Source organism: Mesorhizobium sp. M0139 (assembly GCF_040322455.1).
In the GTDB taxonomy this organism is placed as follows: domain Bacteria; phylum Pseudomonadota; class Alphaproteobacteria; order Rhizobiales; family Rhizobiaceae; genus Mesorhizobium.
Genome location: NZ_JAMYTN010000012.1, coordinates 142,179 through 168,849, shown reverse-complemented (window position 1 = coordinate 168,849; position 26,671 = coordinate 142,179). Strand labels below are relative to the sequence as shown.

17 protein-coding genes and 2 pseudogenes are annotated in these 26,671 nt (G+C 63.6%); 12 read left to right on the top strand and 7 right to left on the bottom strand.

From position 1 onward, the window contains the following. Positions 1-2 precede the first annotated feature (2 nt). The 7 genes from glnT to NKJ58_RS21495 all read left to right on the top strand — a co-directional run bounded on the left by glnT (position 3) and on the right by NKJ58_RS21495 (position 11,321). The gene (glnT, locus tag NKJ58_RS21525) at positions 3-1,310 is read left to right on the top strand and encodes a type III glutamate--ammonia ligase (RefSeq protein ID WP_023696631.1); all 1,308 of its coding nucleotides are present in this window, start codon (positions 3-5) and stop codon (positions 1,308-1,310) included. Between the two features lie 36 nt (positions 1,311-1,346). Next, positions 1,347-2,600, top strand: coding sequence for a sarcosine oxidase subunit beta family protein (locus NKJ58_RS21520; RefSeq protein ID WP_023732170.1), 1,254 nt, complete (start codon positions 1,347-1,349; stop codon positions 2,598-2,600). Positions 2,601-2,610: 10 nt separating this feature from the next. Beyond that, positions 2,611-2,886, top strand: coding sequence for a sarcosine oxidase subunit delta (locus NKJ58_RS21515; RefSeq protein ID WP_023732171.1), 276 nt, complete (start codon positions 2,611-2,613; stop codon positions 2,884-2,886). Between the two features lie 181 nt (positions 2,887-3,067). Continuing rightward, positions 3,068-6,061: a sarcosine oxidase subunit alpha gene (locus NKJ58_RS21510; protein ID WP_352853770.1), complete on the top strand. Its 2,994-nt coding sequence runs from the start codon at positions 3,068-3,070 to the stop codon at positions 6,059-6,061. Next, positions 6,054-6,680 (top strand): sarcosine oxidase subunit gamma, encoded by a 627-nt coding sequence (locus NKJ58_RS21505; RefSeq protein ID WP_023687059.1) that lies wholly within the window; start codon positions 6,054-6,056, stop codon positions 6,678-6,680. Before NKJ58_RS21510 ends, NKJ58_RS21505 begins: the two co-directional genes overlap by 8 nt. 255 nt (positions 6,681-6,935) lie before the next feature. Then, on the top strand, positions 6,936-9,305 hold the full coding sequence (locus NKJ58_RS21500; RefSeq protein ID WP_352853768.1) for a trimethylamine N-oxide demethylase: 2,370 nt from the start codon (positions 6,936-6,938) through the stop codon (positions 9,303-9,305). 306 nt (positions 9,306-9,611) lie between these two features. After that, positions 9,612-11,321, top strand: coding sequence for a trimethylamine N-oxide permease (locus tag NKJ58_RS21495; RefSeq protein WP_023668560.1), 1,710 nt, complete (start codon positions 9,612-9,614; stop codon positions 11,319-11,321). A 61-nt stretch (positions 11,322-11,382) separates the two neighbouring features. Here NKJ58_RS21495 and NKJ58_RS21490 read toward each other — a convergent pair whose 3' ends face one another. The 5 genes from NKJ58_RS21490 to NKJ58_RS21470 all read right to left on the bottom strand — a co-directional run bounded on the left by NKJ58_RS21490 (position 11,383) and on the right by NKJ58_RS21470 (position 19,997). Beyond that, positions 11,383-12,738: an LLM class flavin-dependent oxidoreductase gene (locus tag NKJ58_RS21490; RefSeq protein ID WP_352500471.1), complete on the bottom strand. Its 1,356-nt coding sequence runs from the start codon at positions 12,736-12,738 to the stop codon at positions 11,383-11,385. Positions 12,739-13,013: 275 nt separating this feature from the next. Then, entirely contained in the window at positions 13,014-16,151 is a 3,138-nt protein-coding gene (locus NKJ58_RS21485; RefSeq protein WP_352519196.1) for an efflux RND transporter permease subunit, read from the bottom strand. 248 nt (positions 16,152-16,399) lie between these two features. Then, positions 16,400-17,539, bottom strand: coding sequence for an efflux RND transporter periplasmic adaptor subunit (locus NKJ58_RS21480; protein ID WP_023729264.1), 1,140 nt, complete (start codon positions 17,537-17,539; stop codon positions 16,400-16,402). Positions 17,540-17,597: 58 nt separating this feature from the next. Further along, a complete protein-coding gene (locus tag NKJ58_RS21475; RefSeq protein WP_023729263.1) occupies positions 17,598-18,203 on the bottom strand; it encodes a TetR/AcrR family transcriptional regulator in 606 nt (201 codons plus the stop codon). A gap of 153 nt (positions 18,204-18,356) precedes the next feature. Continuing rightward, positions 18,357-19,997 (bottom strand): acyl-CoA synthetase, encoded by a 1,641-nt coding sequence (locus NKJ58_RS21470; RefSeq protein ID WP_352519195.1) that lies wholly within the window; start codon positions 19,995-19,997, stop codon positions 18,357-18,359. 190 nt (positions 19,998-20,187) lie between these two features. Between NKJ58_RS21470 and NKJ58_RS21465 the strand changes: the two genes are divergently transcribed. The 5 genes and pseudogenes from NKJ58_RS21465 to NKJ58_RS21445 form a co-directional block, all read left to right on the top strand. Then, positions 20,188-21,159: a sugar-binding transcriptional regulator gene (locus NKJ58_RS21465; RefSeq protein ID WP_023709943.1), complete on the top strand. Its 972-nt coding sequence runs from the start codon at positions 20,188-20,190 to the stop codon at positions 21,157-21,159. A 94-nt stretch (positions 21,160-21,253) separates the two neighbouring features. Beyond that, positions 21,254-23,308, top strand: coding sequence for a bifunctional aldolase/short-chain dehydrogenase (locus tag NKJ58_RS21460; protein WP_352519194.1), 2,055 nt, complete (start codon positions 21,254-21,256; stop codon positions 23,306-23,308). A gap of 214 nt (positions 23,309-23,522) precedes the next feature. Continuing rightward, positions 23,523-23,869, top strand: a pseudogene (locus NKJ58_RS21455) (D-alanine--D-alanine ligase A); the annotation flags it as partial. Between the two features lie 88 nt (positions 23,870-23,957). Further along, positions 23,958-24,224, top strand: a complete 267-nt coding sequence (locus NKJ58_RS21450) for a ribbon-helix-helix domain-containing protein (protein WP_352519193.1) — start codon at positions 23,958-23,960, stop codon at positions 24,222-24,224. Then, a pseudogene (locus NKJ58_RS21445) lies at positions 24,211-24,381 on the top strand (type II toxin-antitoxin system RelE/ParE family toxin); the annotation flags it as partial. The gene NKJ58_RS21450 and the pseudogene NKJ58_RS21445, both read left to right, overlap by 14 nt. A gap of 182 nt (positions 24,382-24,563) precedes the next feature. On the opposite strand, the gene NKJ58_RS21440 reads toward NKJ58_RS21445, so the two are convergent. Both NKJ58_RS21440 and NKJ58_RS21435 read right to left on the bottom strand, forming a co-directional pair. Further along, positions 24,564-25,616, bottom strand: coding sequence for a substrate-binding domain-containing protein (locus tag NKJ58_RS21440; protein WP_023692173.1), 1,053 nt, complete (start codon positions 25,614-25,616; stop codon positions 24,564-24,566). A gap of 46 nt (positions 25,617-25,662) precedes the next feature. Continuing rightward, positions 25,663-26,658: an ABC transporter permease gene (locus tag NKJ58_RS21435; protein WP_023668572.1), complete on the bottom strand. Its 996-nt coding sequence runs from the start codon at positions 26,656-26,658 to the stop codon at positions 25,663-25,665. Positions 26,659-26,671 lie beyond the last annotated feature (13 nt).

Here is a 26,671-nt window from a genome sequence, read left to right as displayed (position 1 = left end):
TAATGGGGAACGATCTCGCCGCATTCGCCAAAGAGAACGGCGTCAAATATTTCATGATTTCCTACACCGACCTGTTCGGCGGCCAGCGCGCCAAGCTGGTGCCGGCGCAGGCGATCGCCGACATGCAGAAGGACGGCGCCGGCTTCGCCGGTTTCGCCACTTGGCTCGACCTGACGCCGGCGCATCCTGATATGCTGGCGGTGCCGGATCCGGATTCGGTGATCCAGCTGCCGTGGAAGCGCGATGTCGCGTGGGTCGCCGCCAACTGCATCATGGACGACAAGGAAGTCGAGCAGGCGCCACGCAACACGCTGCGCCGGCTGATTGCGGAAGCCGCCACTGACGGTATGCATGTCAAGACCGGCGTCGAGGCTGAGTTCTTCCTGATCTCGCCGGACGGCAGCGTCATCTCCGACAAATACGACACGGCTTCAAAACCCTGCTACGACCAGCAAGCAGTGATGCGCCGCTACGATGTCATCGCCGAGATCTGCGACCACATGCTGGCGCTGGGCTGGAGCCCCTACCAGAACGACCATGAGGACGCCAACGGCCAGTTCGAGATGAACTGGGCCTTCGACGATGTGCTGGCGACCGCCGACAAGCACTCGTTCTTCAAGTTCATGGTCAAGTCGGTGGCGGAAAAGCACGGCCTGCGCGCGACCTTCATGCCTAAGCCCTTCCAGGGCCTGACCGGCAATGGCTGCCACGCCCATATTTCGGTGTGGGACAAGGCCGGCAAGGTCAACGTCTTTGCCGACAATGCGATGGAGCTCGGCCTGTCGGCTAAGGGCAAGAATTTCCTTGGCGGCATCATGAAACATGCCTCGGCGCTGGCCGCCATCACCAACCCGACGGTGAACTCCTACAAACGCATCAACGCGCCGCGCACCATTTCGGGCGCCACCTGGGCTCCGAACACGGTGACCTGGACCGGAAACAACCGCACCCACATGGTGCGCGTGCCCGGCCCCGGCCGCTTCGAGCTGCGGTTGCCGGACGGCGCCGCAAACCCTTATCTGCTGCAGGCCGTCATCATTGCCGCCGGTCTCGACGGCATCCGCTCCAAGGCCGATCCCGGCAAGCGCTACGACATCGACATGTACCAGAACGGCCACACGGTGAAAGGCGCGCCGAAGCTGCCGCTCAATCTGCTCGACGCGCTTCGCGAATACGACAAGGACAAATCGCTCAAGGCGGCGCTGGGTGAGGAATTCTCGTCGGCTTATCTAAAGCTGAAGCACCAGGAATGGAATTCCTATGCTTCGCACTTCACGCAATGGGAGCGCGACCACACGCTGGACATATAATCGTCCCAGCTGTGCGAGCGACCTCGGAATGACCTGATGAAATATTCGATCTTCTCGCTCGCCCGTGCTGCCCTTTCCGGCCACAAGAACTGGCAGCGCACCTGGCGCGATGCGCCGCCCAAGGACCACTACGATGTGGTGATCATCGGCGGCGGCGGCCATGGGCTCGCCACCGCCTGGTTCCTCGCCTGCGAGTTCGGCATCAGAAACGTCGCCGTGCTGGAAAAGGGCTGGATCGGCTCCGGCAATGCCGGCCGCAACACCACCATCATCCGTTCCAATTACGGCCTGCCCGGCAATACCGGCTTCTACGAGCTTTCGATGAAGCTTTGGGAGCGGATGGAGCAGGACCTCAACTATAACGCCATGGTCAGCCAGCGCGGCGTCCTCAACCTCTATCATTCCGATGCGCAGCGCGACGCTTATGCGCGGCGCGGCAACACCATGCGCATCAATGGCATAGATGCCGAACTGCTCGACCAGGCGGCGCTGAAGAAGATGCTGCCGTTCCTGAATTTCGACCATGCGCGCTTTCCCGTGCAGGGCGGCCTCCTGCAGCGCCGCGGCGGTACGGCGCGCCACGACGCGGTGGTCTGGGGCTATGCCCATGCGGCGAGCGAACTCGGCGTCGACATTATCCAGAACTGCGAGGTCACCGGCTTTGTCCGGGATGGCAACGGCAAGGTGGCCGGTGTCGAGACCTCGCGCGGCAAGATCGGCGCCGGCAAGGTCGGCATGGCGGTTGCGGGTTCCTCCTCGCGCGTCGCCGCAATGGCTGGCCTGCGCCTCCCGATCGAAAGCCATGTGCTGCAAGCCTTCGTCTCGGAGGCGATCAAGCCGCTCATTCCCGGCGTCATGACCTTCGGCGCCGGCCATTTCTATGTCAGCCAGTCGGACAAGGGCGGGCTGGTCTTCGGCGGCGACATCGACGGCTACAATTCCTATGCCCAGCGCGGCAATCTGCCTGTCATGGAGGATGTCTGCGAGGGCGGCATGGCGCTGATCCCGATGATCGGTCGCGTGCGGCTGTTGCGCCAATGGGGCGGCATCATGGACATGTCGATGGACGGCTCGCCGATCATCGACAAGACGCCGGTCGACGGACTCTATCTCAATGCCGGCTGGTGCTATGGCGGCTTCAAGGCGACGCCGGGGTCGGGCTTGGTCTTTGCCCATCTGCTGGCGCGTGACGAAACGCACAAGGAGGCGGCTCGTTTCCGCCTCGACCGCTTCCGGACTGGCGCCATGATCGACGAAAAGGGCCAGGGCGCCCAACCGAACCTGCACTGAGGCTGGCGAGATGCGTATTGTCTGTCCCTTCTGCGGCGAACGCGAACTCGGCGAGTTCAGCTATCTCGGCGACGCCAAGCCTGTACGGCCGGCGGCGGATGCCGGCGAAGATGCCGTCTACGACTATGTCTATCTGCGCGACAACATCGCCGGCGTGATGGCAGAGAACTGGTATCACGGCGGTGGCTGCCGGGCCTGGCTGAAGGTCACCCGCAACACGCTGACGCACGAGATCTCGGCGGTGGAGCCGGCGGCGGGCGCCGGGGCGAGGCAGGTGGCGAAATGAGCTATCCTGTCGAAATCGTAGCCGTCGCGAAAAGCGCCAGCCCCCTACCTCCCCCTTGTGGGGAGGTCGGACCGCAGGTCCGGGTGGGGGTCGGTGCCGCACCCCCACCCCGCTGCTGCGCAGCGACCCTCCCCACAAGGGGGAGGGTAAGGGGCGGCGCCATCCTTCGCCATGACACCATATGGATCAGAGGCTGGACATCGTGACCTCTCATCGTCTCTCATCCGGCGGTCTCATCGACCGTTCCACCCCCCTCACCTTCCGCTTCGACGGCACGACATTTTCCGGCTTCCAGGGCGACACGCTGGCGTCGGCGCTGGTCGCCAATGGCGTCAAGCTGGTCGGCCGCTCGTTCAAATACCATCGTCCGCGCGGCATTCTGACTGCGGGCTCGGAAGAACCCAACGCGCTGGTCGAACTGCGCACCGGCGCACGGCGCGAGGCCAACACCAAGGCCACGACGGCCGAACTCTATGAAGGCCTCGAAGCGGCCAGCCAGAACCGCTGGCCGTCGCTGCGCCACGATGTGATGTCGGTGAACCAGCTGTTCGCACCGATCTTCGTCGCCGGCTTCTACTACAAAACCTTCATGTGGCCGGCAAAATTCTGGGAAATGGTCTACGAGCCGGCGATCCGACGCGCCGCGGGTCTGGGTCGCGCGGCGGTCACCCCCGATCCGGATCACTACGACAAGGCCTGGGCGCATTGCGATGTGGTGATCGCCGGCTCCGGTCCGGCCGGTCTCGCCGCCGCACTCGCTGCAGGCCGCAGCGGTGCGCGCGTCATCCTGTGCGAAGAAGATTTTGCGCCCGGCGGCCGTCTGTTGTCGGATGGCGGCACGATCGACGGTCTGCCGGCCGCGGAGTGGCTGTCGCGCACACTGGCCGAGCTCAGCTCGATGCCGGATGTCCGCATCATGACCCGCACGACCCTGTTCGGCGTCTATGACGGCGGTACCTATGGCGCGATCGAGCGGGTCAACGATCATCTGCCGGTGCCGCCCGAGCATCAGGTGCGCCAGCGCCTGTGGCGCATCGTGGCCAAGCGCTGCGTCGTCGCCGCCGGCGCGATTGAGCGTCCCATCGTCTTTGCCGGCAATGACACGCCCGGCGTGATGATGGCGTCCGCCATCCGCACCTACGTCACACGTTATGCGGCGACGCCGGCAAAGCGGATCGCGCTGTTCACCAACAATGAGGATGGCTGGCGCACGGTCGAGACGGCACTCGGCGCCGGGCTGCAGATCGCGGCGGTGATCGACGCGCGGCCTGACGTCTCGCCTGCCCATCGTTCTCTCGCTTCCAGGAACGGCTTCACCGTGCTGCATGGTTCGGTCAGCGGCGTCGACGGCGGCAAGGACGGCGTAAGAAAAATAGCGGTGTCGCTGACCGGCGGCGCGCGCGCCGAGGTCGAGGCCGACGGGCTTGCCGTTTCCGGCGGCTGGAATCCGGCGGTCGGGCTCACCTCTTACCATCGCGGCCGGCCGAAATGGCGAGACGACATCGCCGCCTTCGTGCCGGACGGCGCGCCGCCCGGTATGGTCGCCGCAGGTGCGGCTAATGGCGACTTCGGGCTAGGCGCCTGCCTGCGCGCAGGTTTCGAGGCCGGCGCCGCAGCGGCGCGGGACGCGGGACGCAATGGCAATCCGGGCTCTGCAGCTGTTGCCGGCGACGAGTCCTTCTCACTGACCCCGCTCTGGCACGTCGCCGGCAAAGGCAAGGCCTTTGTAGACCAGCAGCATGACGTCACCGCGTCCGACATCGAGCTGGCGCAGCGCGAGGGTTTTGAATCGGTCGAGCATCTGAAGCGCTACACCACGCTCGGCATGGCGACCGACCAGGGCAAGACGTCCAATGTCGCCGGCCTCGCCATCATGGCGGCGGTGTCGGGCAAATCCATTCCCGAGACCGGCACGACCATCTATCGCCCGCCGTACGTGCCGGTCGCCATCGGCGCCTTTGCCGGCCACCATCGCGACGAGACTTTCCATGCGACGCGGCTGACGCCGTCGCATCACTGGGCGGCCGAACAAGGCGCGATCTTTGTCGACACCGGCCTGTGGAAGCGCGCGCAATGGTACCCGCGCGCGGGCGAGAAGGACTGGCTGGAATCGGTCACCCGCGAGGTCAAGGCGGTGCGCTCGGGCGTCGGCTTCTGCGATGTCTCGACGCTGGGCAAGATCGATGTGCACGGCCCCGATGCCGGCGCCTTCCTCGACCGCGTCTACATCAACACCTTCTCAAACCTTGCCGTGGGAAAAGCCCGCTACGGGCTGATGCTGCGCGAGGACGGCCTCGTCTATGATGACGGCACGACCTCGCGGCTGGCCGAGGACCATTATTTCCTCACCACGACCACGGCGAAGGCCGGGCTGGTGATGCAGCATCTCGAATTCTGCCGGCAGGTGCTATTCCCCGAACTCGACGTGCAACTGACCTCGGTCTCCGACCAGTGGGCGCAGTTCTCGATTGCCGGGCCAAGGACGCGAGACCTGTTGAAGGAAATCGTCGACCCTGCCGAGGACCTTTCGAACGAAGGTTTTCCCTTCATGGGCGTGCGCGAAGTCGCTTTGCGCGGCGGCATCAAGGCGCGGCTGTTCCGCATCTCCTTCTCCGGCGAGATGGCGTTCGAGATTTCGGTGCCGGCGCGTTACGGTGAAGCGATGGCACGCAATTTGATGCTGGCGGGAAAACCGTTCGGCGTGACGCCGTATGGCACAGAAGCCCTCGGCGTCATGCGCGTTGAAAAGGGCCATGTCGCCGGACCGGAACTGAGCGGCATGACGACCGCCGCCGATCTCGGCCTCGGCAAGATGATGTCGACCAAGAAGGATTTCATCGGTCGCGTCATGGCCGGCCGCGAGGCGCTGGTGGCGCCGGACCGGCAGGTCGTGGTCGGCATCAAGCCGATCGACAAGGCGCGCCGCCTGCGCTCCGGCGCGCACATCATCCCGAAGGGCCAGACGCCCGGGCCTGATAACGACCAAGGCTACGTCACCTCGGTCTGCTTCTCGCCGACGCTCGACCAGTGGATCGGTCTCGGCCTTGTCGAGCGCGGCCGCGAACGCATCGGCGAGATCGTCCACGCGCATGATCCGCTGCGCGGTGAAGACTATGATGTCGAGCTCTGCAATCCCGTCTTCTACGATCCCGATGGAGGGCGCCAGCGTGGCTGATTTTTCCTGGGATGTTCGTAGCCCGCTCGAGCGGGCACTTGTTGTCGGGCCTTACGGCGCGAACGGCAATGTCGGCGTGTTGCTGACCGAAATCCGCAATTTCGACCTGATCCAGGTGATGGCGCGGCGCGGCAAGGCGGGAGATTTGGCCAACGCTGCGAAGGCAAGCTTCGGTGTTGCGGCTCCTGAGACACCCAAGGCGGTGCAGACTTCGGATGCGACGCTGATCTGGTCGGGACCGGACCAGTTCTTCGTGCTGTTGAAGGGCGGCAAGCATGGGACTGAAGCACTCGCCCAGACGTTCGCGTCTTCCGCTTCGCTATCGGACCAGTCGCATGCGCGAGTGCTGATCAGTATCTCCGGTACCAAGGCGCGGGCGATGCTGGGCAAGCTGTCGTCGATCGATCTGCATCCCGATGCATTTCTGGTTGGGGCGGCTGCCGCGACCTCGATGGATCACACCAGCGTCACGCTCTGGCGCGGGAATGACCGGCCGGATGGGCAGGCGGTGTTCAACGTGCTGATGTTTGCGACATTTGCTGAAAGTCTGTGGCACACGATGCTGGATTCGGCGGCGGAGTATGGTGTCGAGATCGGGCATTCCGAGGATTTGGCGTAGCGCTTGTGCGCTTCTTCCTTCTCCCCTTGTGGGAGAAGGAAGATCGGCGCGTTAGTGTCGAGACGGATGAGGGGTGTTCCAGGGTACGCCAACGTCTCACCGCTGGAACACCCCTCATCCGTCGCCTGCGGCGACACCTTCTCCCACAGAGGGAGAAGGGGGAGCCAGCCTTGCCAAACGCAACTGCGCTGCTATTCTTGCAGCTAAAGTAATTTTACACACAGGCAAACTTGTTTCTCGAACCGCAAGGCTGAGATGAGCCAGTCGCCCTACCCTTCAGTGACAGCCGGGCCGCCCCGGCCAAGCCTCATCCTGCGGCCCGGCCAGATCGCGCTGCCGCCGGGCATGGAGCGGTATGCGGCCCCCGGTAACGGCGCGGTGCTGATCGATATCGAGGCCGGCGATACATTTGCCATCCGCAATGTCGAGGGCGGCCAGGCCTGCGAGCTTTTGGCCTGGGACAAGTCAGGCGCCACCGACCCCGCCATCTTCGGCGAAAAGTCCAATAGCAATGCCGCCGGGATCAAGGCGCTATTGGCCGAGGGCGACGATAGCCTCGCTTCCGTGCGCCGCGGACTCGAGCGCCGCCAGGTGCAGCTTGACCAGGCCAAGGCGGTGCGCGTCTTCGGCGGCGCCACGCCGGCAGGCACCGAGCAGGCCTTCACCGTCGCGCGCGATGGCGGCTTGCTGATTGCAGCGCCTAGCGGGCCGATGCTGGTCGACGGCCACGACACGGCAACGCCGCTCACCGTCATCGTCCGCCGTGCCACGGTGCGCCTGAAATCGAAATCGCAGCTCGCCGATCCGCTCGCCGATCCGGTGCTCGATTTGCGCGTCCATTCGGCAACCGCCGAATCCTATTTCGTCAAGGCCGGCGACTATCTGCAGATCATCGACGTCGATGGTCGCCAGTGCACCGACTTCCAGTGCTTTTCTGCGCGCAAGCTGGACAAGGGTCTCGACCACCCGCTCGACGTGACGACGACGCGCACTCTGATGGGATCGAGCTATCCGATGCCCGGCCTGCATTCGAAATATTACGACCAGGACATGGAGCCGCTGGTTGAGGTGGTGCAGGACACATGCGGCCGGCATGACGCGTTCGCGCTGGCGTGTGCCGCCAAATATTACGACGACATCGGCTATCCCGGCCACACCAACTGCTCGGAGAATTTCAACCGCGCGCTGGCCGACAAGGGTGTCACCCCACGTGCCGGCTGGATGGCGATCAACTTCTTCTTCAACACGGCGATCGACGCCCATGGCGTCATGGTGTCGGATGAGCCGTGGTCGCGCGCCGGCGACTATGTCCTGCTCAGGGCGCTCACCGACATCGTCTGCGTGTCCTCCGCCTGTCCCGACGACACGACACCGGCCAATGGCTGGAACCCGACCGACATCCATGTGCGAACCTATTCCGGCCAACACAAATTCTCGCGAGCGATCGCCAGACGCATGACGCCCGATTCGGAACCGAAAATGACCCGCGAGACAGCCTTTCATTCATCCTTCGCCAAGCACACCCGCAACTTCGTGGAATACCGGGGTTATTGGCTGGCCAATTCTTTCGCCAAAGAGGGGCCGATCGCCGAGTACTGGGCCTGCCGGCAGGACGCGGTGATCATGGACCTGTCGCCGCTGCGCAAGTTCGAGGTCACCGGTCCCGATTCCGAAGCGCTGCTGCAATACACGCTGACCCGCGACGTCAAGAAGCTCGGCGTCGGCCAGGTCGTCTATTCCGCCATGTGCTACGAGCATGGCGGCATGATCGACGACGGCACGCTGCTGCGGCTCGGCAAGGACAATTTCCGCTGGGTCGGCGGCGATGACCTGTCCGGCGAATGGCTGCGCGAGACGGCAAAGAAGCTTGGCCTCAACGTGCTGGTGCGCTCGTCCACCGACCAGATGCACAATGTCGCCGTGCAGGGACCGAAGAGCCGCGATATTTTGAGAGAGGTGGTCTGGACCTCGCCGCTGCAACCGTCGATCGACGAACTCGAATGGTTCCGCTTCGCTGTCGCGCGCATCGGCGGCGGCAATGGCATTCCGGTCGTGGTGTCGCGCACCGGTTATACCGGCGAGCTCGGCTACGAGATCTGGTGCCATCCGCGCGACGCCGAAAAAGTGTTCGATGCCATCTGGGAGGCCGGCCAGCCGCATGGGTTGAAGCCGATGGGCCTGCAGGCACTCGACATGGTGCGCATCGAAGCCGGGCTGATCTTCGCCGGTTACGAATTTTCCGACCAGACCGACCCGTTCGAGGCGGGCATTGGTTTCACCGTGCCGTTGAAGACCAAGACCGACGATTTCATAGGCCGCGAGGCGCTGATAAGGCGCAAGGAACATCCGCAGCACAAGCTCGTCGGCCTCGACATCGACAGCAATGTCGCGGTCGGCCATGGCGACTGTGTCCATATCGGCCGCGCCCAGACCGGCGTCGTCACCTCGGGCATGCGCTCGCCGGTGCTGAACAAGAACATCGCTCTGGCGAGGCTTGACGTCACCCATGCGGCCACCGGCACAGAGGTCGAGATCGGCAAACTCGACGGGCAGGCCAAGCGGCTGCCGGCGCGCGTCGTGGCCTTCGCCCACTACGATCCGCAAAAGACCAGGCCGCGATCCTGAGGGTTGCACCCCCGGCCCTTCGCAGGCTCAGGGCGTTCGAAGCTCGAAAGCAATTGGCTTTCCGTCCGCTACCGCGGACCGCTTCTCACCCCACAAGGGGAGAAGGACAAAGCGAGCGTTTCGCAACCGTGATGTGCACGACGCCACAAATCACTTGACGTGAAAGCGCGCCGGATCAATCTTCACTGTTAAGAAAAAAATACGACTGAGTGGAAACACTGGAGTCGTGCGGTCATGTACCGGGGAACAAGCTTCGCGAAGCCGAGGCATCACCGGCCGGGAACACAAAATGGGGAATTCAGACAGATGAGCACGATTACCACTGCCCTGGAGCAGCCCGCTGAAGGCAAGCTGCTCCGCAACATCGACTGGCGCGGCGCCTTCTGGGTGGCGAGCGGCGTTCCTGCCCTTGTCCTGTTTTCGATCGGCGGCATTGCCGGAACGACGGGAACGCTGGCCTTCGGGATCTGGATCGCTTCCATGATCATGGGCTTCCTGCAATCCTTCACCTATGCCGAGATCGCCGGCCTGTTCCCGAACAAGTCGGGCGGCGCCTCGATCTACGGCGCCACCGCCTGGCTGCGTTATTCCAAGTTCATCGCGCCGCTGTCGGTGTGGTGCAACTGGTTCGCCTGGTCGCCGGTGCTGTCGCTGGGCTGCTCGATCGCCGCCGCCTATATTCTCAACGCGCTGGCGCCGGTGCCGCTGTTCACCGAGGCGTCGCCGGACGTCGTCGCCTATATCGCGGCGCATGCCGGAACGGTGCCTGCCGACGCCATCGCCGCGGTGACCGCGGCGGCCACGCCGGCGATCCGCAACTGGACGCTGTTCAGCCACACGCTGGGTCCTGTCTCCTTCACCCTCAATGCCACTTTCTTCATCGGCGCGGTGCTGATGCTGATCATCTTCTCGATCCAGCATCGCGGCATTCTCGGCACCGCCAATGTGCAGAAGTATATCGGCCTGCTGGTCATTATCCCGATGCTGATCGTCGGTGTCGTGCCGATCGTCACCGGCCAGATCAACTGGGCAAACTTTTCGCCGCTGGTGCCGCTGGCGGCGGCTTACGCGCCGGAGCCCGGCTCGTGGAACATTGCCGGCTGGACGCTGGTGCTGGGCGGCATGTTCATCGCCGCATGGTCGACCTATGGTTTCGAGACCGCCGTCTGCTACACATCGGAGTTCAAGAACCCGGGCACCGACACGTTCAAGGCGATTTTCTATTCCGGCCTGCTCTGCATGCTTCTGTTCATCCTGGTGCCCTTCACCTTCCAGGGCGTGCTGGGCCTCAACGGCATGCTGGCGACGCCGATCGTCGACGGCTCGGGTGTCGCCGATGCACTGGCCGGCATGGTCGGCGGTGGCGCATTGATCCACAGCCTCTTGGTGATGCTGATGATCCTGGCGCTGGTGCTGTGCATCATGACGGCAATGGCCGGCTCGTCGCGCACGCTCTACCAGGGCTCTGTCGATGGCTGGTTGCCGCGCTATCTCAGCCATGTCAACGAGCATGGCGCACCGACGCGCGCCATGTGGACCGATCTCGTCTTCAACCTGATCGTGCTGGCCATCGCCTCGGCCGACGCGACGAGCTTCTTCTTCATCCTCGCCGTGTCGAACTGCGGCTACATCATCTTCAACTTCCTCAACCTCAATGCCGGCTGGATCCACCGCATCGACAACGGCCACATCAACCGGCCTTGGAAGGCGCCGAGCTGGCTGCTCGGCCTCGGCGCCATCTTCGCCTATGTAAACGCCATCTTCATGGGCGCCGGCGCCAAGGTGTGGAACCCGATGGCGCTCTGGGCCGGCCTGATCACAGCCGCCTTGATCATCCCGGTGTTCTGCTACCGGCACTACGTCCAAGACAAGGGCAAGTTCCCCGACCACATGCTGGCCGACCTCGGCATGGCGGGCGCAGACCTCTCGGTCAAAAAGGCAGGCATGCTGCCCTACCTGACGCTGGTCGCCGGCCTGGTGGTGATGTTGCTCGCCAACTGGTACTTCGTCATCTGAAAGTGATGGCTTGAAAAGAATGGGCGCGCTTCGGCGCGCCCGTTTCTTTTTGTGGCAGACGTCAGCCGGCCTTGCGGATGACCGCTTCGGAGCCTTCGAAGAACCGGTTCGGCGGACGCTTCAGGCCGAGATTCTCGCGCAAGGTGGTGCCCTCATACTCGCGCCGGAAGAGCTTTCGCCGCTGCAGCTCGGGCACCACCTTCTCGGCGAAGTCGTCGAGCCCGGCTGGCAGATAGGGGAACATGACGTTGAAGCCGTCTGACCCTTCGGCAAACAGCCATTCCTCCATCGAATCGGCGATGGTTTTCGGCGTGCCGACGAAAGCAAGGCCGGAATAGCCGCCGAGCCGCTGCGCCAGCTGGCGGACGGTCAAAGTCTCCCGGCGCGCCAGCTCGATGACGCGCTCACGGCCGCTCTTGGAGGCATTGGTCTCAGGGATTTCGGGCAAGGGCGCGTCGGGATCGAAGCCGGATGCGTCGTGCCCCAGCGCGATCGACAGCGAGGCAATGCCGCTCTCGTAATAGACCAGGCTGTCGAGCTTGGCGCGTTTGGCCTGTGCTTCCTCGACGCTGTCGCCGACGATGACGAAGGCGCCGGGCAGGATCTTGATGTCGTCGCGCGAACGGCCGAGCTTCTCGGCCCGGCTTTTGACATCGGCAAAGAAGCGCTGCCCAGCCGCCAGATCGGAATGGGCGGCGAAGATCACCTCCGCCGTTTCGGCTGCCAGCTGCCGCCCGGCCTCAGATGCGCCGGCCTGGACGATGACCGGCCAGCCCTGCACCGGCCGCGCAATGTTGAGCGGGCCGCGCACCGAGAGATGCTCGCCCTTATGGTCGAGCACATGCAGCTTCGCGGGATCGAAATAGAGCCCGCTCTCGGCGTCGCGGATGAAGGCGTCGTCGGCAAAGCTGTCCCAGAGGCCGGTCACCACATCGTAGAATTCCCGCGCATTGTGATAGCGCTCGTCGTGCTCGACATGCTCGTCGAGGCCGAAGTTCAGCGCGGCGTCGGGATTGGATGTGGTGACGATGTTCCAGCCGGCGCGGCCGCCGCTGATATGGTCGAGCGAGGCGAAGCGACGGGCAATGTGATAGGGCGCGTCGAAGGTCGTCGATGCGGTGGCGACAAGGCCGATATGATCAGTGACGGCGGCGAGCGCCGACAGCAGCGTGAACGGCTCGAACGAGGTCACCGTGTGGCTGCGCCGTAGCGCCTCGATCGGCATGTTGAGAACGGCCAGATGGTCGGCCATGAAGAAGGCGTCGAACTTCGCCGCCTCAAGCGTCTGCGCAAAGCGCTTCAGATGGGCGAAGTTGAAGTTGGCATCGGGATATGAGCCGGGATAGCGCCAGGCCCCGGTGTGAAGACTGACCGGACGCATGAAGGCGCCGAGCCGCAATTGCTTATTGTCTACCATGGGATGATCACCTGATGCGAACGAGCGTTGCCGCTCCGATATGTAAGCAGGATCGGACGGCTTTGCCGTCCTGGGAAGGAATTCTGTTTTGCAAAACCGGCGCCGCGAAGCATTTTCATACAGGTGGCCGTTCAACCTATTTTGATGAACCCGCCTGGTGTTGAGATACTTGCCTGGGTGCTCGGTGCCACCGGCAAGGAGAAAGCCAGAACGCCGCACGTCAAGCGTACGGCGTTCCAGCATTTTCCAAGGAAGATCCTGTGCCCCAGCAGCGCCTACTCGGCGGCCAGCGCCAGTGGCGGCCTGTCATTGTCCTGCACCGCCTCATCAGCTGGCTTCTTGCCTTGCTTCGGCTCGCGGCCGAAGAACAGCGCGTAGCCTGCCGGCAGCACCAGGATGGTGAGTACGGTGGCGACGAGGATGCCGCCCATCATGGCGTAGGCGAGCGGTCCCCAGAACACCGCACGCGAGATCGGGATCAGCGCCAGCACCGCCGTCATCGCCGTCAGCACGATCGGCCGGAAACGGCGCACGGCCGAGCCGATGATGGCCTCCGATCGGTCCATCCCCCTGGCGATGTCCTGATCGATCTGGTCGACCAGGATGATCGAGTTGCGCATGATGATTCCGAGCAGCGCGATGACACCAAGGATGGCGACGAAGCCGAACGGCGCGCCGCTGATCAACAGAGCCGCCGCCGCACCGATGATGCCGAGCGGACCGGTGGCCAGCACGAGCATCGCCTTGCCGAAATGCTGCAGCTGGATCATCAGGAGCACGACGATGACGGCCAGCATGATCGGCGCCTTGGCGGCAATCGAGGCCTGGCTTTCGGCGGAATCTTCCGCACCGCCCTGGATCTCGATCTTGTAGCCGGGCGCCAGGCCGGCGCGCATGCCCTGCATGTCATTGTAGAGCTTGGTGACGACGTCGTTCGACTGCACGCCATCCGGCAGCGTGGCGCGCACCGAGATGGTCGGCAGGCGGTCGCGCCGCCATTCGACGCCCTGCTCGAGCACCGGCACCACCTTGGCCACCTGCGACAGCGGCACGAAGCCGCCGAAATCGGTCGGGATATAGACCGAGTCGACCGAGGACAGCAGGCTGCGGCTGGCGTCCGGTTCGCGGGCGACGATGGAAACCGTCTCCTCGCCATCACGGAAGTCATCGAGCGGCGCGCCGGACATCGCTGCCTGCAGCATCTGGCGGATGCGCTGCGAGGTGACGCCAAGCGCACGGGCGCGGTCCTGGTCGATGACCAGCTTCATCGCCGGTACCGGCTCCAGCCAGTCGTCATGGACGGCGCCGAGGAGCGGATTTTCGGCGAATTTCGCCTTCACCTGGTCAGCTATGCGGCGCACCTCCTGGCGGTCCGGACCCATGATGCGCATCTGCACCGGCCAGCCGGTCGGCGGGCCGAGGAACAGACGGTCGACCTTGGAGCGGATCGAAGGGAAATCCTGCGCCAGGACTGAGCGCAGCTTGAGGATCAGCCGCTCACGTGCCGGCTCGTCATTGGCCATCACCAGAAGCTGCGCATAGTTCGGATTGCGCAATTGCTGGTCGAGCGGCAGGAAGAAGCGCGGCGCGCCTTCGCCGATATAGGTGGCGATGAAGCGCTTGTCCTTGTCGTCCATCATCCGGGCTTCCAGCGCTTTGGCCTGCGTCTCGACCTCCTTGATCGAGGTTCCCTCAGGCAACCAGAGATCGACGAGGATTTCCGGCCGCGAGGATTGCGGGAAGAAGTTTTGTGGGATGAACTGGAACGCCCACAGGCTGGTGGCGAAGGTGACCAGCGTCATCACCAGAACGATGATGCGGTGGCGCACCGCCCAGCCGACCGTGGCGCGCAGCCGCCGGTAGAAGCCGGTGTCGAAGGCGTCATGATGGTTGCCGGCGTGTTTGCGCTGCTTGAGGATCATGTAGCCCAGCCACGGCGTGAAATAGACGGCGACGAACCACGACACGACCAGCGCGATGCCGACCACATAGAACAGCGTGCGCACATATTCGCCTGCGGTCGAGGCGGCGAAGCCGACCGGGATGAAGCCGGCTATGGTGATCAGCGTGCCGCTCAGCATCGGGAAGGCGGTCGAGGAATAGGCGAAGCTCGCCGCCTCGATCTTGACCAGCCCCTCCTCCAGCTTGCGCTCCATCATCTCGACGACGATCATGGCGTCGTCGACCAACAGCCCGAGCGCGATGATCAGGGCGCCGAGCGAAATGCGCTGCAGATCGATGCCGAGCTCGTACATGATGGCGAAGGTGGCGGCCAGCACCAGCGGAATGGCAATGGCGATGACCAGGCCGGAACGCCAGCCGATCGACAGCAGCGAGACAGCAAGCACGATCAGCAGCGCCTCGCCGAGCGCCTCCATGAACTCGTTGACGGCGTCCTTGACAACCTCGGGCTGGTTGGAGATCTGGTCAACCGCAACGCCGTAGGGCAGCGCTTCCTCAAAGCGCTTGTAGGTCGCCTCGACATCCGTGCCGACGTCCCTGACGTTAAAACCCTTGGCCATGACGACGCCGACCTGGACGCTTTCGTGGCCGTTGAAGCGGTACTTGCGCTGATAGGGATCTTCGAGACCGGAACTCACGGTGGCGATGTCGCCAAGACGTGTCACCTGACCACCGGCGCGCAGGCGCAATTCCCTGATGTCGGCAGCCCTGGTGACATCGCCCTCGACCGAGATGCGCACCGAGCGCAGGCCGGTGTCGACGGAGCCCGCCGGATCGACATTGTTCTGGCCCTTGATGGCGTTCTGCAGGTCGGTCAGCGTCAGGCCGCGTTCGGCCAGGGCCTTGGACGAGACGTCGATATAAAGCTTCTCCGGCTGGTCGCCGATGATGACGGCCTTCTCGACGCCCGGCGTCGTCAGCAGCATGTCGCGAGCCTGGGTGGCGAATTTCTTCAGCTCCGGATAGCTGTAGCCGTCGCCGCCGATCGAGTGCAGGGTGATGAAGGTGTCGCCGAACTCGTCGTTGAAATAGGGCCCGAGCAGGCCTTGCGGCAGGTCGCCGGAGATGTCGGCAACCTTCTTGCGCACCTGGTAGAAGGCGTCCTTCACCTCCTCTGCATTGGTGTCGCCCTTGATCTGGACGGTGATGATGGCGCTGCCGGCGCGGGTGTAGGAACGGACGAAGTCGAGGTGCGGCGTTTCCTGCAGCTTGCGCTCGATCTTGTTGACGACCTGGTCTTCCATCTCCTGGATCGAGGAGCCCGGCCAGATCGCCTGGACGACCATGACGCGGAAAGTGAAATCGGGGTCTTCCTTCTGGCCCATGCGCATCAGGCCGAGCGCGCCGGCAATGATGATCAGACCGAACAGGAAGCGCGCGATCGAGGGATGGCCGATGGCCCAGCGCGAAAGATTGAAAGGCTGCTTTTCAGTGCTGTCGGTGGTGGTCATCGGCGTCAGTCCAATTCGTTGATCGTGCGCGCATGCGCTTTGCATGCAGCTAAAATATTCCGATGCTGGCTTCCGGGCGGCGAGGCTTTCCGAGCGGAGAGACACTCATCGCGGTGGGACGCGCGGATCGATGCGGGGGAACTCGATCTTGGCGTCTCGACCATCGGGCGCTCGCCGCCCGGAAACCCTGAATTCGCTTGCCCAGCCCTTTCGCCGAAGCGACGATCAAGCCGGCTTCATGCCTGCGGTCAGCGCAGGGCCTTTGCGGCATCGCCTTCCGCAGAGGCGGCCTGGACCGCATCGCCGGTCAGCTTGACCTTGAGATTCTCGGTCATGAACTGGGTGCCGGCGGCAACGACGACATCCCCCGGCTTGAGCCCGTCGGCGACGCTGACGCCGTCGGAGGTGAACTCCGCAACCTTGACCAGGCGCTCGTGCACCGTCTCGCCGGCGCGGTCGACGGTCCAGACAATCTTGCGACCATCCTTTTCCGCAAGCGCGCTGAGCGGGATCGACACCATCTCCTGCTTCTTGGCCACCGAGGCCTCGATCTTGGCGGTCATGCCAAGCAGCACGCGCGGGTCGTCGGGCAGCGAGACGCGGACGGCAAAGGTGCGCGACTGCTGGTCGGCGCTGCCGGCGACTTCACGCACTTTGCCGGAGAGCGCCAGCGCGTCATCGGACCAGAAGCTGGCCTTGACGTCCTTTCCCGGCTTGAAGGCGGCGATGTCCATTTCGGGAACCGCGATCAGCACTTCCTTTTCGCCGTCGACGGCAACGGTCATCACAGGCGTTCCGGCGCCGACCACCTGGCCGACATCGGCCGAGACCGCCGTGACGATGCCGTTCTCGCTCGCCTTGAGATCGGTGTAGACGACCTGGTTCTGCGCCTGGGCAAGTGTAGAGCGGGCGGCATCGCGCGTCGCTACCGCCTGGTTGTAGCTCAGCGTCGCCTGTTCGAGCTGCGACTTGGAGGTGAAGTTCTTGGCAAAAAGCTGTTCGGCGCGCTTGCGGGACAGATCGACCGTCTCGACCTGCCGCTCGGCGGCGTCGAGGCTAGCCTTGGCGCTCTTGACCGACAACTCATAGTCCGTGGGATCGATACGGGCTAGCACATCGCCTGTCGTCACATGCTGGCCGATGTCGACCAGGCGCTCAGTGACCTTGCCCGAGATGCGAAAGCCGAGGTTCATTTCGGTACGGGCTCGCACCGAGCCGGAATAGGTGAGTTCGCGACTCTTTTCGGCCTGGCCGATCTCGACCACCTTGACCGGACGGATGATGTCCTGGACCTCGGTCTTCTCCTGGCTGCAGGCGGCGAGCCCGAGCGTGGCGACGATCAGGCCGGCGACCGGCAGCTTGCGGATGATGGAACTGGACAAAGACACTTTCGTACTCCCGACTGGAGATGAACGGTCGACACCGGCGCCCGGCGGGCGGCGGCTATTACTTCAGAGCCTTGATCGCGTAATCGATGAGATCGTCGGGCATCGCCCGATTGGTCTTGGCAAGGCACTGCGCCACCATTTGCGGGTGGCACAGAATGACGGTGGCGGCGCCGAAGCAGCGCGATGCGGTGACCGGATCCTGGTCGGCAAACTCGCCGGCCTCGATGCCCTCGCGGATGACCTCGGCAAACAGGTCGTGAATGCTGTCGATATGCTTGTCGATGACGCCCCAGTCGCGCTCGAGCGCGACGATGACCATTTCGTGGACCTTCTGGTCGTCGAGCATGACTTCCAGCGTCATCTTGTACTGCGCATGCACGTAGCGGCGCAGCCGCTCCTCGGCGCTGATCGGCAACCGGGAAATCTCGTAGGCCATGTTGTAGCTGGCGAGGAGCATGCGGCCGCAGACGGCCTGGTGGATTTCGACCTTGGAGGCGAAGAAACGGTAGATATTGGCCGGCGACATGCCGAGTTCGCGGGCGATGTCGGCGACATTGGTCTTGCCGTAACCATAGTGCCGGAACAGGCGTTCGGCACAGTCGAGAATGCGGGTGACATTCTCCTGGCGGGTGGAGTCGGCCATTATGCTGGCGGCTTCGGACATGGCTCTCTGTCGATTTATGAGTGACGAATTTCAACTTTCGTCAGTCGTAAATCGAAAAGAGGGAAGTGTCAATGCGAATTCGACGTACGCGTATAATTTGGTGACAGAGGGTGTGCGCGAACTCGACCTTGCGCGTGCCGTTGCGCTCTGGAACTAAGATCCCTTCGCCATTTCCCGCAGCTGAAACTTCTGGATCTTCCCCGTCGATGTCTTCGGGATCTCGGCAAAAATCACCGCCTTCGGCACCTTGAAGCGGGCGAGCAGCGCGCGGCAGTGTTCGATGATCTCGGCCTCGCTTGCCACCTTGCCGGGCTTCAGCTCGACATAGGCGACCGGCACCTCGCCCCATTTGTCGTCTGCCTTGGCGACGACGCCGCAGGACGCCACGGACGGGTGTTTGTAGAGGGCTTCCTCGACCTCGATCGATGAAATGTTCTCGCCGCCGGAGATGATGATGTCCTTGGAGCGGTCCTTGAGCTGGATGTAGCCGTCGGGATGCATGACGCCGAGGTCGCCGGAGTGGAACCAGCCGCCGGCGAAAGCCTCGTCGGTCGCCTTCCTGTTCTTCAGATAGCCCTTCATGACAATGTTGCCGCGGAACATGACCTCGCCGATGGTCTCGCCGTCGGCCGGCGTCTTCTGCATCGTCTCCGCGTCCATCACCGTCAGGCCTTCGAGTGCGGCATAGCGCACGCCCTGCCTGGCCTTTCTGGCGCTGCGTTCGCCCTTGTCGAGACCGTCCCAGGCGGTGTGCCATTCGTTGACGACCGCCGGGCCATAGGTCTCGGTCAGGCCGTAGAGATGGGTGACGGCAAAGCCGGCATCGGCCATGCCTGACAGCACGGCTTCCGGCGGCGGCGCGGCAGCGGTGTTGAAGGTAACGGTCTGCGGGAAGTGGCGCTTGTCCTCATCGCTGGCGTTGATGAGCACCGACATGACGACCGGCGCACCGCAAAGATGTGTGACGCCGTGGTCGGCGATGGCATCGTAGATCGGCTTCGGCCGCACCCAGCGCAGGCAGACATGGGTGCCGGCCTGGACGGCCATTGTCCATGGGAAGCACCAACCATTGCAGTGGAACATCGGCAGCGTCCACAGATAGACGGCGTGCTTGGCCATGCCGGCATGGATGGTGTTGGTGTAAGCCATCAGGGCAGCGCCGCGATGGTGGTAGACGACGCCCTTCGGATTGCCTGTCGTGCCGGAGGTGTAGCTGAGCGAGATGGCGTCCCATTCGTCGTCGGGCATCGACCAAGCGTAGCCCTGGTCACCGCCGGCGACGAACGCCTCATAGTCGATCGCGCCGATGCGCTCGCCCTTGGGATAGGGTGCATCGGCGGCATAGTCGGGATCGTCATAGTCGATGACCAGCGGCTTCACCTTGGCCAGTGCCAGTGCCTGTTTGACGACAGCAGCGAATTCGCGGTCGACGATGAGCACCTTGGTCTCGGCATGGTCGAGCTGGAACGCGATGACGGCGGCATCGAGCCTTGTGTTGAGCGAATGCAGCACCGCTTTGGCCATCGGCACGCCGAAATGCGCCTCCAGCATGGGGGGCGTGTTGGACAGCATGACGGTCACCGTATCACCCTTGCCGATGCCGCGCTTCGACAGCGCCGAGGCCAGCTTCAGCGAGCGCCGCCAGAAGGTGCGATAGGTGATGCGCTGGCTGCCATGGATGATGGCGACATGATCGGGATAGGTGCTTGCCGCCCGCTCCAGATAAGTGAGCGGCGTCAGCGGCTGATGGTTGGCGGCGTTCTTGCCGAGATCCTGCTCGTAGGGACTGCCCATCCCGTGCTCCCCGAATTTTCATTGTTGAGAACTTCTAACCACAGGTTCCCGCCACGTCACCATCGGCGATTCCCGACCGGGCACATTTGGCGCAATGATCGTCCAGATTCGATGGGCAAAGAGGTATCGTGTACCCACGCCAGTTTGACTTTTGTCGAGAGCCGTGAATAATGTCAGCCGAGGAGACGGCATGGCGATCCGACCGGCAGAACAGCTTATCCACAAGGCCGCATGGCTCTATTATGCCCATGGTCTGCGCCAGGACCAGGTCGCCAGCCAGCTTAACATTTCCCGCGCCTCGGTCGCCATGTATTTGCGCAAGGCGCGCGAGACCGGCATCGTCAACATCTCGACCTCGACGCAGCTGTTCACCGACGACGTGCTTGCGCGCCAGCTCGAGGACGCGCTCAAGCTTGATGCGGTGTGGATCGCGCCGGAGAATGCCTATGTCGTCGACCCTTCGACGGACGTTGCGGTGCTGGCGGCGGGCGTCTTTCTCGAACTGGTCAAGAAGGGCGACCGGATCGGCGTCGCCTGGGGCCGCACCGTCTACACTATCGCCGACGTCATGTCCTATGCCGACCTGCAGGACGTCACCGTTGTGCAGCTCTGCGGCAATCTCGGCGCGCCCTACTCCTACCGTCCCGACCAGTGCACGATGGAGATCGCCCGGCGGCTCAACGCCAAGGGCCTCAATTTCTACGCGCCGCTGGTGCTGACGACGGAATTGCTGGCGCATGGGCTGCGCGCCGAACCGGTGATCCGCGAACAACTGGCCGATATTGCCAACTGCGATCTGGCGCTCTATTCGGTCGGCACGGTCGATGGCGACAGCCATGTCGTCAAATGCGGCGCGCTCAGCCCCGGCGAGATGGGGCTGTTGCGCGAAGCGGGCGCCGCCGGAGTCGTTGCCGGCCAGATCATCGATGCCACCGGCAAGGCGCTCGACTGCAGCTACAACCGCCGCGTCATCTCGGCCTCGCTGTCGTCACTGCGCCAGATCGAAAAGCGGCTGATGGTGGTCCAGGAAGACAGCAAGTTCGAACCGCTGCTCGCAGCACTCGCCGGCGGACTCTGCACGCATCTGGTCGTCGGCGCCGGCATGGCGCGGCGGCTGCTCGAATATGCCGGAGCCAGCGCGGGGGCAAAAAAGGCTTCCTGACAAACGAAATCCTTGCAGCCGGCGCATTGTCATCAAGGCGTCGCGGCACTCCTGTTCACAGCAACATCAAAGACAGCAAAGCGGACATAGCGACATGAAGAACCTTTGGAATGACGACGACGCGGAAAGACTGGTGGGCGATTATGCGAAAAAGGGCGTGGCCCGCGACCTCGCGTTGCGCGTCTACACCACCCGGCTGCTCGGCGGCGAGCCGCGGCTGGTGCTGCATGGCGGCGGCAACACTTCCTGCAAGACCAAGGCCATAGACCTCGTCGGCGACGAATGGGACGTGCTGTGCGTCAAGGGCAGCGGCTGGGACATGGGTGTGATCGAGCCGCAAGGCCTGCCGGCGGTCAAGCTCGGCGCGCTGCTGAAGGCGCGTGCGCTGGCCAGCCTCGCCGACGAGGACATGGTGGCGCTGCAGCGGGCGAACCTCATCGACCCCGCCTCCCCCAATCCATCGGTCGAGACGCTGCTGCACGCCTTCCTGCCGCATAAATTCGTCGACCACACGCATTCGACCGCGATCCTCGCCATCGTCGACCAGCCGGACAGCAAGCCGCTGATCAAGACCGTGTTCGGCGACAAGATGGGGTACGTGCCCTACATCAAGCCGGGCTTCGACCTCGCCAAGGTGGCCGCCGATGTCTACGACGCCGACCCCAGCGTCGAAGGCCTGATCCTCGACAAGCATGGCATCTTCACCTTCGGCGACGATGCGAAGCAGGCCTATGACCGCATGATCCATTATGTGAACGTGGCCGAAGACTATGTGGCGAAGAACGGCAAGCCGAAGACAGCGAAAGCCGCACTGCCGGCCAAGCTCGCAACGCCGGCAGCGATCGCGCCGATGCTGCGTGGCGCGGTCGCGGTGGCGCGTGGCGAAGGCCGCTTCGACCGCATGATCAGCGATTTCCGCACTTCGGACGCCATCGTCGATTTCATCAACTCGGCCGGCATTGCAGACTATGCCGGACGCGGCGTGTCGACGCCCGATCTGTCGATCCGCATCAAGACCGGACCGATGGCGGTTCCGGCGCCAGACGCCGACAAGGCCGGCGACTACAAGGCCGTCATCAAGAGCCATGTCGACGCCTTCGCCAACGACTACCGCGCCTATTTCGAAACCAATGACGCGCTGGACGACGTCGAGCGCACCATGCTCGACCCGATGCCACGGCTGACGCTGGTGCCGGGCCTCGGCATGTTCGGCCATGGCCGCACGCTGAAGGATGCGAAGATCGCATCTGATGTCGGCGAGATGTGGATCGAGGCGGTGCGCGGCGCCGAGGCCGCCGGCAGTTTCCATCCTCTATCGAAGGCCGATCTCTTCCCGCTGGAGTACTGGTCGCTTGAGCAGGCCAAGCTCGCCTCCAACAAGCCGAAGCCGCTGACCGGCCAGGTGGTGCTGATCACTGGCGGCGCCGGCGCGATCGGTGCTGCGACGGCAAAACTGTTCGCCGCCAATGGCGCGCATGCCGTCGTCGTCGATCTCGATGCGGCCAGGGCGGCCGAGGCGGCAAAGGCAGCCGGCAACAATTCGATCGGCGTCGGCGCCGACATCACCAACCCGGCCGAGCTGCGCGCCGCCTTCGACAAAGCTGTCGCTGTCTATGGCGGCGTCGACATTCTGGTCTCCAACGCCGGTGCCGCCTGGGAAGGCCGCATCGGCGAGCTCGACGATGCCCTGCTGCGCAAGAGTTTCGAGCTCAACTTCTTCGCCCACCAGTCGGCGGCGCAGAACGCGGTGCGCATCATGCTGGAACAGGGCACCGGCGGTGTGTTGTTGTTCAACACCTCCAAGCAGGCGGTCAACCCGGGTCCGAAATTCGGCGCCTATGGTGTGCCGAAGGCGGCGACGCTATTCCTGTCCCGGCAATATGCGCTCGACTACGGCGCGCACGGCATCCGCTCCAATGCGGTCAACGCCGACCGCATCCGCTCCGGCCTGTTGACCGACGCCATGATCGCCAGCCGTTCCGGCGCGCGCGGCGTGTCGGAGAAGGAATACATGTCGGGCAATCTGCTCGGACAGGAGGTGACGGCAGAAGACGTGGCGCAGGCCTTCCTGCACCAAGCATTGGCCGAACGCACCACCGCCGATGTGACGACGGTCGACGGTGGCAACATCGCCGCAGCGCTGCGCTAGACATAGACCTGGAGCGGTTCATCGTTCACCAAAACGACGAACCGCTCTCCCACCTGAAGGACTCCAGGCGGAGAACTGCTTTTGCAGGTCGTGCTGAAAAACTGCTCGAACTGGTCAAAATCCACTCCAATCCTTGGCCTATTGCTCGACCACTTTAGGGCGCGCCTTGTGTTTCGCATGCGAGCTCCGACCCTGATCCTTGGTGGAGTTGTCGATGGCTGCGAAGAGACTTCGTGTCGGCTTGCTGTTCGGCGGGCGCTCCGCCGAGCATGAGGTGTCGCTGCTTTCGGCAACCAATGTCATAGCCGCGCTGGACCCGGCGAAATACGACGCCGTTCCCATCTTCGTCACCCGCGAAGGCCAATGGCTGCTGAGCAATTTCAAGGACGGCGCGCTGGCGACACCGTCTGATGGGACGCAGCTTTGCCTGGCGCCGGGCGGGCATGGGCGGATGCTGGCGATCCCCGCCAAGGGTGCGCCGCACGACCTGCCTGCCATCGAATATGGTGTTCCGGTACTGCACGCCTGCATGGCGAGGACGGCGCGGTGGCAGGTGCGAGTCGGGCGGTCATGATGCAGGGGCAGATTCCTAACAGATATTGTTAGACCTTGTTGGATGCATTATAATGTGGGTATGAAAAACGAACCTATGCGCACCCTCACCATATCCCTCACCGCGCAGCAGATAGCTCGCCTGCAAAGCGCTATCGAAGGTGGCGGTTATGCTTCCAACAGCGAGATTGTCCGCGACGCCCTGCGCTTATGGGAGCAGCGCGAGGAATTGCGCACGCTCGAACTCCAGCACTTGAAGCGGGCCTATGCCGACGGAATGGGCAGCGGCAAGCCAGTGGCTGTCGACCCCACCGAGTTCATCGGCAGCCTGAAGGCAGAACGCCGCGCCCGTGGCCAGCTATAGGCTCACACCGCGCGCTTCGCAGGATTTGCGAGACATCTGGCACACCATCGCCGCCGACAATGAAAAGGCAGCAGACAGACTGTTGATGCGCATTTTCGAAAGACTGGAGCTGGCGGCGCAGCACCCCAAGATGGGCAGCGCACGGCCCGAGTTAAGCGCAACGGCCCGCGTGCTCGTCGAAGGCCGTTATATCATCATCTACGAGCCGCAGCCCGATGGTGTCTGTGGCGATTGTCCACGGGATGCGCGATCCAGACCATTGGTTGTAGGCCGGCAGGCTTACGATCAATATGAAAAGAGCGGCCCATGCCGCCCTTCGCATCTATCAGACGACCGATCCTACTTCGCGTTCGGGTTCGGCATCCAGGCCGGCATGGCGACATCGGCATGGGCGAATTGCGGCAGCTTGGCCGACAGGTCCTCCATGTTCTTGATGTCCTTGTCGATCAGGTCCTTCTGGGTGATCAGCGTCGGCGGCACGATGACGTTGTGGCCGGGATCTTCACCGGCGAGCAGCTGCGCCAGCGCGCGCACCGAGACCTGGCCGACGACGGCAGGGTTGGTGGCGGCGGTGGCGGCCCAGGCGCTGTCGGTCTCGCGCATGGCCGCGATGTCCGAGGTAGAGATGTCGGCGGAGTAGATCTTGATCTTCTTGTTCAGCCCCGCCTCGTCGACGGCGATCTTCACACCCTTGGCGAACTCGTCATAGGGCGCGAACATCACATTGATGTCGGGATGCGCCTGCAGCACCGACCGCGCCTGGTTGGCGACCGAGTTGGCGATCGGGTTGTCGAGCGTGCCGAACATCGCGACTTCCTTGATGCCGGCATGTTTCTTCTTCACGTCGACCCAGGTCTCGTTGCGGCGGTCGAGCGGCGCGATGCCAGCGACATAGACATAGCCGGCGTTCCAGCTCTCGCCATTGTCCTTGACCGCCTGCTCGAGCGCCAGGCGCGCAAGGTCCTTGTCGGACTGTTCGATCTGCGGGATCTTGGGGTTTTCGACATTGACGTCGAAGGCGACGACCTTGATGCCGGCATCGACCGCGCGCTGGGCGGCGTCCTTCATCGATTCCGTCAGCCCGTGCTGGATGATGATGCCCTGCACGCCGAGTGCGATGGCCTGGTCGACCATGTCGGATTGAAGGGCGGCGTCCTGGCGGCTGTCGAGCACGCGCAGATCGATGCCGAGCGCCTTGGACTGGGACTCGACGCCCGAGAGATAGGCCTGGAAGAAATCGCCGGTCGAGAGATAGCGCACCAGCGCGATCTTGACGCCGGGCTTGTCGAACGGCGCCGGCTTGTCGGCGGCAAAGGCCGGGACCTGCATCAGCATTGTTGCGCCGGCCAATCCGAGCGCGACCTTCCCCAAAAGTCGTCTTGTGATGTTCACGTTCTTTCCTCCGTTTGTTGAACCCAAAACTGTCCCGGCAGCCATTCTATCTCCTGCCCCGGCCGGAAAGGGCGAAGGTAAAGACAAGGGCGACGACGAGAACCACGCCCTTGACGAAATCCTGCGTGTAGTAAGGCGCGTTCATCATCGTCAGGCCTTGCAGCAGGATGCCGACGAACAGCGCGCCGATGGCGGTGCCGAAGGCGTTCGGCTTGGCGGCGCCGAGCACCGCGTAGCCGATCAGCGCCGCGGCAACCGCATCGAGCAGCAGATTATTACCCGACGCGATGTCACCGCGTCCAAGCCGTGCGGCCAGCAAAATCCCGCCGATCGAGGCAAAAACTCCTGAAATGACGTAGGCCCAGATTTTGTATGCCTTGACAGGCGCGCCGGCGAGTTCGGCGGCCCGTTCATTGCTGCCCACCGCATACATCATGCGGCCGAAGCGTGTGTATTCGAGGAAGAACCAGATCAGCACGGCGAGCACGATCAGCACGACCACCGAGACCGGAATGAGGTTCGGGATGAAGAAGTCGAAGCGGTGGCGGCCGAGCGCCAGGAAGGCGTCGGAGAATTTGCCGTTGGCGACCGAGCCGTCCGGCATTGTCATACCGGTGGCGATGGAGCGTCCTTCAGTCGGGATGCGCTGGAGGCCGACGAGCAGGAACATCATGCCGAGCGTCGCCAGCAGATCGGGCACGCGCATATAGACGATCAGCCAGCCATTGATGAGGCCGACAAGGGCGCCGATGAGCAGGCAGATGAGGACAGCGACGACAACGTTCTGCTCCAGCACCACCATGACATAGGCAGCCGCCATCATGGCCGATGTGGCAACCGAGCCGATCGAGAGATCGAAGCCGCCGACAACCAGTGTGGCGGTGACGCCCAGCGCCAGCACGCCGGTGATGGCGACCGACTGGAAAATGAAGACGGCACTTTGCGGCGAGACGAACCCGTCGGCGGCGATGGCGAAATACGCGATCAGCCCGAACAGAAGCACGATGAACCCATAGCGGATGGCGTAATCGCGCAGCGTCATTCAGCGCCCGCCG